At 38.3% G+C, this 2,716-nt stretch carries 2 protein-coding genes and 1 pseudogene; 2 read left to right on the forward strand and 1 reads right to left on the reverse strand.

All coding sequences use genetic code 11. The features are described from left to right. Positions 1-121: 121 nt before the first annotated feature. Positions 122-361 (forward strand): RNA-binding protein, encoded by a 240-nt coding sequence (locus H5072_RS16235; RefSeq protein WP_182694114.1) that lies wholly within the window; start codon positions 122-124, stop codon positions 359-361. Positions 362-752: 391 nt separating this feature from the next. Continuing rightward, positions 753-2,372: a M28 family metallopeptidase gene (locus H5072_RS16240; RefSeq protein WP_182694115.1), complete on the forward strand. Its 1,620-nt coding sequence runs from the start codon at positions 753-755 to the stop codon at positions 2,370-2,372. A gap of 36 nt (positions 2,373-2,408) precedes the next feature. Here the strand turns inward: H5072_RS16240 and H5072_RS16245 are convergent. Continuing rightward, positions 2,409-2,716: pseudogene (locus tag H5072_RS16245) on the reverse strand (general glycosylation pathway protein); the annotation flags it as partial.

Genomic DNA, 2,716 nt, shown 5'->3' on the forward strand with positions numbered 1-2,716 from the left:
TTCAAAGTGATACATAAAAATATTTCTATAGAGTGTTTATTTATATTTCTTTTAAAATAAAATTAGGTTAAACCTGAGTTACTTGAGATAATTAATACTGACATAATTATTTAGGTTCATTATGAAACTATTAGTTCGTAACTTGTCTCGTGCTACCACTGAGCATGAGCTTCGTACTTTATTTGCAGAGCACGGTAAAGTGACTACCTGTAACTTGGTACTTGATAAAGAAACTGGCCAATCTAAAGGTTTTGCCTTTGTAGAAATGCCAAACGACATAGAAAGTAAAAGCGCAATTACTGCACTTAACCAATCTAATGTTGATAAAAGTAAGATCCGCGTAAAACTTGCAGACGCATAAAGCTAACTGCAACCTATGCGAAAAAACCAGCTAATGCTGGTTTTTTGCTTTTAGTGCCAAGTATTGTATTTAAGCTTTATATTTAGCTAAAAAAACTAAGCGGTTATTAAATCGCTTTTTATACTTATAGTGCCCAGTATTATAAAAGAAGCAGACAGCACAAAAAATGTCTCCTGCTCAGCTAATATTGCAGCAGTAAAAAATGCAATGCCACTAGCTATAAATACCCACTTTTTTACATTGGCCCATTATGTGCTCCTTTAGATTGTTCGTTATTTATACGCCTTATAAAATCAATCTGCAATTGAATGAAAAGTTCTCTATAAAAATTCGACATCGCTGCGGTGCTTCCTTTATATTGAAAGCCTAATTAAATAACAATATGAAGACTATGGCATCTACTCTTTTAAAAAGCGCTAGCCTGAGCTTGCTAGTTGCACTCTTTGGCTGCTCAGAGCCTGCAAGCGAACAAACTCCATTAGAAAATACAGCAGGTGTAAGCCTTAGCAATCTTAAACAGCATATTAAAACGCTAGCCTCTGATGACTTTGAAGGCCGAGGCCCGCTTACTCATGGTGAAGTAAAAACCGTAGGCTACTTAAGCGAGCAATATAAAGCGCTGGGTTTAACCGGTGCTTATAAAGGTAAATACTTACAGCCTGTAAAAATGGCAATGGTGACAGCTAATCAGGATATGCAGTTAAAGGTAGGTGATTTAAGCTTTGAATCAGGTAAAGACTTTACCGCACGTACCGAGCAACTTCAGCCATTAATTGATGTACGCAATTCTGACGTTGTATTTGTTGGCTATGGTATTAATGCACCAGAATATAACTGGAATGACTATAAAAATATTGATGTAACTGGTAAAACTGTGGTTGTGCTAGTTAACGATCCAGGCTTTGCTACTCAAAACGACGCCCTTTTTACTGGTAATGCAATGACCTACTACGGTCGTTGGACTTATAAATATGAAGAAGCCGCTCGCCAAGGTGCAAAGGCTGTATTTATTGTTCATGAAACCGCGCCTGCGGCATATCCTTGGGGCGTAGTTGAAAGTTCAAACACCGGCACTAAATACACGTTAATGGATAACAATTTAAACGCGTCTAAATTACCGGTTATGGGCTGGCTAACACTTGATGCGACCGAGCAAATGTTTAACGCCGCAAAGCTTAACTATCAAGATTTAAAACAAGCAGCATTAAATAATGACTTTAAAGCGACGCCACTTAACTTAAAAGCAAACCTTGCCTTTAAAAACGAAGTATCACATGCCAAATCGCATAACGTAGTTGCACAAATTACAGGTAGCGAATCACCTGACGAATACGTTGTTATTAGCGCTCACTGGGACCACTTTGGTACTAAACAAACTGATACTGGCCCTAAGATTTATAATGGCGCAGTAGATAACGCTTCAGGCACTGCAGCCACGCTTGAAATAGCACGTATAATGAGCAAAATGAACAAGCAAAAACCATTTAAACGCTCAATTATTTTTGCTAACTTTACAGCAGAAGAAACAGGGTTAATTGGTTCTGAAGAGTTTGCATCGGGTGCGGTTGTACCTACAAAACAAATGGTCGGTTTATTAAATATTGATGGCATGAACGTGCTTGATGGCACTGACTACATTTTACAATACGGTAAAGATTTATCGACAATGGAAAACTATTTAGCAAAGGCTGCAAAATCACAAGGCCGTGTTGTTAAAATGGATCCTCGCCCGCAAAATGGTTTGTTTTTTAGATCAGATCATTTCTCGCTTTCTAAGCAAGGCGTGCCTAGTTTATTATTTATGAGTCTGGGTGATACCGATCCTGAGTACATTGCGCATAAATACCATAAAGAAGCAGACGACTACTCAGCTGGTTGGTCGTTAGGTGGTGTTAAGCAAGATATAAATCTTATTGTTGATATAGCCACACAGCTTGCAAATAATGGCGATTGGCCAAATTGGACGAGCGAGTCTGACTTTAAAGCCAAACGCGCGCAAGATAAGCAATAAATAGCTATTAAATAGTTATGTAATATAAAAATCCTCCTACTTGGAGGATTTTTGTTTTAAACGAGCGCGCATTAATAGCGTTTCGGCCTTTGCCCCTAAATAAACATAAATAGCCAGTGCAATTAAAAGCCCTACCACTGCCAGCATCATCGCTATGGCAGGCATTAAATATTCCGATTGCCCCAACGCCGCTTTAAACATAGTTAACAGCGCCTCAATTGATATAGCAATCAACACAGTAGAGATAAACCGTGTAATAGTGCGCCGCGTAGACGAGTGCCTAAAAATATCCTTATGCATCAGGATTTCTTCTTCGAGTATTGTTTTACCTAAATCAAATACTG

The sequence above is a fragment of the Pseudoalteromonas sp. SR45-5 genome, from assembly GCF_014163565.1.
Taxonomy (GTDB): Bacteria; Pseudomonadota; Gammaproteobacteria; order Enterobacterales; family Alteromonadaceae; genus Pseudoalteromonas; species Pseudoalteromonas distincta.